This window comes from Actimicrobium sp. CCI2.3 (genome assembly GCF_035019065.1).
GTDB lineage: Bacteria > Pseudomonadota > Gammaproteobacteria > Burkholderiales > Burkholderiaceae_D > Actimicrobium.
This window is the reverse complement of sequence record NZ_JASJWR010000010.1, coordinates 106,647-112,646: the sequence shown is the minus strand read 5'-3', so window position 1 is coordinate 112,646 and position 6,000 is coordinate 106,647. Positions and strand designations below refer to the sequence as shown.

Genomic DNA, 6,000 nt, shown 5'->3' with positions numbered 1-6,000 from the left:
ATCGCTCGTCGGCAGCGTCAGATGTGTATAAGAGACAGGACATAGACGGGGGCGGGAGCATAAGTGTACGGTGCCCCTACGCTCACCGACCAGTTGATGCTTGAGCGGTCATTCGCTCTTGCAACGGCGCTTGCGCCCAGCAGAGTAAGGGTGATGCCGAGCCCGACCAGTAACCGGCTAACGGATTTGTTCATCAGAATTCTCCTTCAGTGTTGATCGCTCAATTTAACTTCAGCCCCCTCGAACCTGTCTTGCCGTTTTTTGAAACAAACTGTTCTGGGCAATGCCTTCGTTGGTAATGCAACGTGTCCGGGTGTTTTTCCGACGTTGCGCTGGTGGTCTCCGTCCGACAAGTGGTGATTCGGGTTGATTCGAACAACACAACACGTTACCCTGTCGGATTGCGCGCAGATTTCCATGCGCGACGCCATACCAACCTCAAGGAAAGTACCGTGTCCTTCAAGACGCCAAGACAAATGCTGCTCGGTTGCGTCATGGCGATTCTTGCGTCGGGTGTCATGGCCCGGCAAACGCCGGAGCAGGAGAGCATCGCTGCAAGTGCGCTGCCACCTGAAGCCCGAACGACGCTCGTGCTGATCAAGCGCGGCGGACCATTCCCCCATACAAAAGACGGTTCTGTCTTTGGCAACTATGAACAACAACTGCCACGGAAAAAACGCGGGTACTACCATGAATACACAGTACCAACACCCGGTGCGCGCGACCGCGGTGCTCGCCGGATTGTCGTTGGCGGTCAACCTCCGCAAGGCGCTGACTACTTTTATACTGCCGACCATTACACGTCGTTCCGACGTATCAAAGAAGAGCAGTAACTACGCACCACACAATGATTATTCGAATTGAGGGAGAAATGAGTTTGCTTAAAACCGTGCCGCCAAATGCGGTGCAGTCCATCCGTGCGTTCCGGGTGGTCGAATTGCAGGAAGAAGCTGCGCGCCTTGGACAGCATTTTCTCTACGCACACTGCGCTGATGCGATCACCAAGCAGCAAGTGCTGATATGTATTGCCGAGTCATTTTATTTTCCGCGGCACTTCGGAAAGAATTTTGATGCCCTGGCGGACTGCCTGACAGATCTGACGTACAAGGCTGGCCCGCAGCCAGGTTTCCTCGTCGTCCTTGAACAATTACCCAACACACCGAAATTCGACAAGGAAGCAAGGGAAACGCTGCTCGATGTGTTTCGTGATGCGGCGGATTTCTGGGCTGAGAAGAAAGTATCTTTCCGGGTTTTTTATTCGTTTCAATAGATTTCACAGCCTGTCCCGACCAGCCCTCGACCCACTTCCGGATTGGCCCTGCAAGCAGTCTTGAATGCCGGGTCCTTACGGTACAATGCGCGCCATGAGAAATATCGTGATCCTGATTTCCGGCCGTGGCAGTAACATGCAGGCCATAGTCAATGCCGCGCAGAAGGAACAATGGCCATGCCGAATCGCGGCAGTAATCAGTAGTCGTGCTGATGCGGACGGATTGGTCTATGCGGCAAGTTTGCAGATTCCCGTGGTCGTCATTCCAAGCAAGGACTATTCGTCACGCGAGAGTTTCGATGCGGCGCTGTTAGCCGCGATTGATCTCCATGCACCGGACCTGGTTGTGCTGGCGGGCTTCATGCGCATTCTTACTCCCTCGTTTGTCGATCACTATCAGGGAAGGATGATCAATATCCATCCCTCCTTGTTGCCGAGTTTTCCCGGACTGGCAACCCACCGTCAGGCACTGGCGGCGGGGGTGAAAGTGCACGGTGCGACAGTTCACTTCGTCACCGCCGACCTGGATCATGGTCCGATCATCGCGCAGGCCATGGTCGATGTGCAGCAAGACGATACCGAACAGTCGCTGTCCGAACGCGTGCTGGAAAAAGAACATCTGCTTTATCCGCAAGTCGTACGCTGGTTTGTCGACGGACGCTTGAGTCTGCGCGATGGCCAGGTTCTGCTGGCGACCGAATTAACTGGCACCGCCTAATTTTTGAGAGAAATTCCATGAGATTGCCTCCCGCAATTGTTACCAGCACCGAAGAAATCCTGCGCGATATCCTGCGCTTTACTGGCCCGGCCGACGGCACACTATCGCGTTTTTTTCGTGAACATCCGAAGCTCGGCTCGCGCGAGCGTGGTGCCATCGCCGAAGGTATCTACGGCGTCTTGCGTAACAAATCGGTCTACACCAGTTTTTCCGAATCCGGCAATGGTCCGACGATGCGACGCATGACCTTGCTAGGTCTGGCCGGTGCAGTGGGTGCCGACTCGCTGGGTGGATTGAGTGAGGAGGAGACCGCCTGGCTTGAGCACACGATGCAAATCGACAGAACGCTATTGCCTCCCTTGATGCGTTCAAACTTGCCGCAATGGCTGTTCGATAAACTGGTGGCGCGTGAAGGCGAGGAGGGTGCGCTGGCGCTGGCGGCAGCACTCAACGAACCAGCTCCGCTGGACTTGCGCGTCAACGTGATCAAGGCATCGCGCGAAGAAGTCATGACGGCACTTGCAGAGGCCCCAATTCTCGCGGAAGTCACGCCGTTTTCGCCCGTCGGCCTGCGCGTGCTGAAAAAACCTGCCTTGCAGAATTTGCCGTTATTCAGGGATGGTCTGATCGAAGTGCAGGATGAAGGTAGCCAACTGCTGGCACAAATCGTCGGTGCCAAGCGTGGTGAGATGGTTGTCGACTTTTGTGCTGGTGCCGGTGGAAAAACGCTCGCTCTGGGTGCCGCGATGCGTAATACCGGTCGCTTGTATGCATTCGATATTTCCGAGAAGCGTCTGGCCAAGCTCAAGCCACGACTGGCCCGTAGCGGCTTGTCCAATGTGCATCCGGTCCTGATTGCTCATGAAAATGATGCCAAGATCAAGCGACTTGCTGGCAAGATTGATCGCGTCCTTGTCGATGCACCTTGTAGCGGACTCGGTACGCTACGTCGCAATCCGGATGTCAAATGGCGTCAGACACTGGTCGGTGTCGCCGAACTCAATGTCAAGCAAATATCGATCCTTGCTGGCGCAGCCCGCATGGTCAAGACGGGCGGTCGGCTGGTGTACGCTACGTGCAGTTTGCTGGATGAAGAAAACGAAGCTATCGTTACTGCATTCCTGGCTGCGCACGCCGATTTCGTTCTGGTACCCATGAAAAGTGTGCTGGCCGAACAACGAGTGGAACTGGAAATGCAGGACTATCTGAAGCTGACACCGAGCCAGCACCAGACCGATGGTTTTTTTGCTGCGGTATTCGAGCGTATAAAAACAGTCTGACCGGAGGCGCGCGAGCGCACTGCCCATGCCATTTAATTTTGTTTTCGATTTGTTAAGTGACCTATGGTCCGATTTGCGAGAGCCTGGCGTGCTCTGGCAAATGGGTGCCATCGCCGGTTGCTTGTTGCTCGGATGGTCGCTGGCACGTCTGATCCGTTCTGCTTTCCTTCGCCGATCGCAAGATGACGGGATATTGCGGATCGGGCTGGAAAGCTTTTCTCGCGTGCTGGCACCAACGATTAGCCTTTGTCTGGTCTTGTTGGCGCGTCCTATCCTGGCTCAAACTCAGCACATCAATATATTGCGTGTCGCCATTCCGCTATTGGCGTCGTTCGTTCTTGTGCGACTGAGTTTCTATGTGTTGCGTCGCGCCTTTTCTCGTGGCCGACAGGTCAGTGCCAGTGTCGTGTCGATCGAGAAGTTGGTTGCTGCCTGCGTCTGGATCGGCTTCGCGCTCTACATTACCGGTTTGTGGCCCGATCTGATCGATCTGCTGGAAAAAACGGTGCTGCCGTTAGGTCGCTACAAAGTATCGCTATTGACGATCCTGCAGGCAGTCGCCTCTGTGATGGGAACCTTAATGGTCGCATTATGGGCCGGGGCAGCACTTGAGCAGCGCTTGATGCGACTCGACTCGGTGCATTCTTCGATCCGGGCGGTGATGGCGCGTATGGCGCGCGCTGTCCTGATCTTGATCGCCGTGTTGGTCAGTCTTTCTCTGGTCGGAATCGATCTGACTGTCCTGTCGGTTTTTGGTGGTGCGCTCGGTGTAGGAATTGGGCTGGGTTTGCAAAAAATTGTCGGGAGTTACATATCGGGATTTGTCATATTGCTTGAGCGCAGCATGGCGATCGGCGATATGGTTACAGTCGATAAGTATTACGGTCAGGTTACCCGGATCAATACGCGTTACACGGTATTGCGCGGACTTGATGGTGTTGAATCAGTGATTCCTAACGAGTTGTTTGTATCCGGGCCGATGCAAAACTTTTCATTGTCGGACCGCTTGTTGCGCTTGAGCACCAAGGTGACCGTCACCTACGATACCGATATCGAGAAACTGTTGCCGATGCTAGACGCCGCCGCTGCGACCGTGCCCCGGGTCTCGAAAGAATCGCCGCCGAGCGCGGTGCTGCGATTCTTTGGTCCAGATGGATTGGAGATTGAACTTGGGTTCATGATTGTTGATCCCGAAAATGGTACCTTCGGCGTCACATCCGAAGTCAATTTGGCGGTCTGGAAAGTGCTGAAATCCAATAACATCCGTATCCCGTATAGCCAGCGAGAGATTCGCATACTCAATGAGCCGATGCCGGTAGTCGGAGTGCCGCCGATAGCGAAAGATCTTGCTCCGTCAACTTCGGGTGACACCGAGTAAAGCGGGTACAATTCACATCCAAATTACTACAAGCAGATGCGCTGGCCCAGCGCAATCAGCAAAAATTTTCTAACCGTGGAGTAGTGCTATTTTGAACACTGTCTTTAACGCAGTTCTCGACTTCCTGTCTAATGGCTTGACCGGTGCGAGTGTCTGGCAAGTCGTCATTTATTCGCTGATCGTTACGCATATTACGATTGCTGGCGTCACGATTTACCTTCACCGCCATCAGGCGCATCGTGCGTTGGAATTACATGCCATCCCGAGCCATTTTTTCCGTTTCTGGTTGTGGTTAACGACGGGTATGGTCACCAAGGAATGGGCCGCAGTGCATCGCAAGCATCACGCCAAATGCGAAACCGTCGACGATCCACACAGCCCGGTCACGCGTGGCATCAAGGCTGTCCTGCTAACCGGTTCTGAAATGTATCGCACCGAATCCAAGAACATGGAGACCATCGACAAGTATGGTCACGGTACTCCGGATGACTGGATTGAAAAGAATCTCTACACGCGGTTCAGCTGGCAGGGTGTCGGCCTCATGTTAATTGTTAATGTGATGCTGTTCGGTGTGCTTGGGTTGACGGTATGGGCGGTCCAGATGATCTGGATTCCGATCACTGCTGCAGGCATCATTAACGGCATCGGCCATTACTGGGGCTATCGTAACTACGACAGTACAGATGCATCACGGAATATTTTCCCGATTGGTATTCTGATCGGTGGCGAAGAGCTCCATAACAACCACCACACGTTCGGCACTTCTGCGAAGCTGTCATCGAAGTGGTACGAATTCGATATCGGTTGGATGTATATCCGGATGATGGAAATTGTTGGGTTGGCAAAGGTCAAGAAAATTGCACCTCAGCCGAAATTTGACCGGATGAAGCTTGTCGCTGATTTCGATACATTGCAATCTGTGATCTCGAACCGCTACGACGTGATGTCGAAATATGCCAAGTCTTTACGGTCGACCTGGCATGCTGAGCAAGAGCAACTGCGCGGCAAAGCGAACCTGGAATCGGGATTTCTGAAGTCGTCGAAACGATTGTTGCATCGTGAGCCAGCAAAGCTGGAGGCTCCCCAGCAACAGCAGTTGCGAGAGCTTTTTTTACACAGCAAGCCATTGCAGACAATGCATGAGATGCGTATCGAGCTGAGTGCTATCTGGGAGCGTTCGCACAGCAGCCGTGATCAGTTGCTGCTGCAATTGCAGGATTGGTGCACACGTGCTGAAGCATCTGGCATCAGGGCTTTGCAGGAATTTTCGCTTCGGCTGCGCAGTTACGCCTGATTTCCGGTTTGGCTGGTATTCTCGGCGCAAAATAAAAAAAGGTCCTTTTAAAGGGGCCTT

Annotated in this window: 7 protein-coding genes; 6 read left to right on the top strand and 1 reads right to left on the bottom strand. The window is 53.6% G+C overall.

What is annotated here, in order from left to right; all coding sequences use genetic code 11:
* Positions 1-17 precede the first annotated feature (17 nt).
* A complete protein-coding gene (locus QN370_RS07945; RefSeq protein WP_323581706.1) occupies positions 18-194 on the bottom strand; it encodes a hypothetical protein in 177 nt (58 codons plus the stop codon).
* A gap of 324 nt (positions 195-518) precedes the next feature.
* On the opposite strand from QN370_RS07945, the gene QN370_RS07940 reads away from it, so the two are divergent.
* From QN370_RS07940 to QN370_RS07915, 6 genes are all read left to right on the top strand, one after another.
* Complete coding sequence (locus QN370_RS07940; RefSeq protein ID WP_416172184.1) at positions 519-833, top strand: ribonuclease domain-containing protein; 315 nt, start codon at positions 519-521, stop codon at positions 831-833.
* Positions 834-871: 38 nt separating this feature from the next.
* Positions 872-1,270, top strand: coding sequence for a barstar family protein (locus QN370_RS07935; protein ID WP_322128529.1), 399 nt, complete (start codon positions 872-874; stop codon positions 1,268-1,270).
* A gap of 94 nt (positions 1,271-1,364) precedes the next feature.
* On the top strand, positions 1,365-1,988 hold the full coding sequence (purN, locus tag QN370_RS07930; protein WP_322128528.1) for a phosphoribosylglycinamide formyltransferase: 624 nt from the start codon (positions 1,365-1,367) through the stop codon (positions 1,986-1,988).
* Positions 1,989-2,005: 17 nt separating this feature from the next.
* Positions 2,006-3,268, top strand: a complete 1,263-nt coding sequence (locus QN370_RS07925; protein WP_322128527.1) for an RsmB/NOP family class I SAM-dependent RNA methyltransferase — start codon at positions 2,006-2,008, stop codon at positions 3,266-3,268.
* Positions 3,269-3,674: 406 nt separating this feature from the next.
* Positions 3,675-4,646, top strand: coding sequence for a mechanosensitive ion channel family protein (locus tag QN370_RS07920; RefSeq protein WP_322128526.1), 972 nt, complete (start codon positions 3,675-3,677; stop codon positions 4,644-4,646).
* A 91-nt stretch (positions 4,647-4,737) separates the two neighbouring features.
* The gene (locus QN370_RS07915; protein ID WP_322128525.1) at positions 4,738-5,940 is read left to right on the top strand and encodes a fatty acid desaturase; all 1,203 of its coding nucleotides are present in this window, start codon (positions 4,738-4,740) and stop codon (positions 5,938-5,940) included.
* Positions 5,941-6,000: the final 60 nt, after the last annotated feature.

Bases quoted from the DNA above. Each gene is read 5' to 3' on its own strand.
- QN370_RS07945 (WP_323581706.1), bottom strand. From the start codon at position 194: ATGAACAAATCCGTTAGCCGGTTACTGGTCGGGCTCGGCATCACCCTT.
- QN370_RS07940 (WP_416172184.1), top strand. From the start codon at position 519: ATGGCCCGGCAAACGCCGGAGCAGGAGAGCATCGCTGCAAGTGCGCTG.
- QN370_RS07935 (WP_322128529.1), top strand. From the start codon at position 872: ATGAGTTTGCTTAAAACCGTGCCGCCAAATGCGGTGCAGTCCATCCGT.
- purN (WP_322128528.1), top strand. From the start codon at position 1,365: ATGAGAAATATCGTGATCCTGATTTCCGGCCGTGGCAGTAACATGCAG.
- QN370_RS07925 (WP_322128527.1), top strand. From the start codon at position 2,006: ATGAGATTGCCTCCCGCAATTGTTACCAGCACCGAAGAAATCCTGCGC.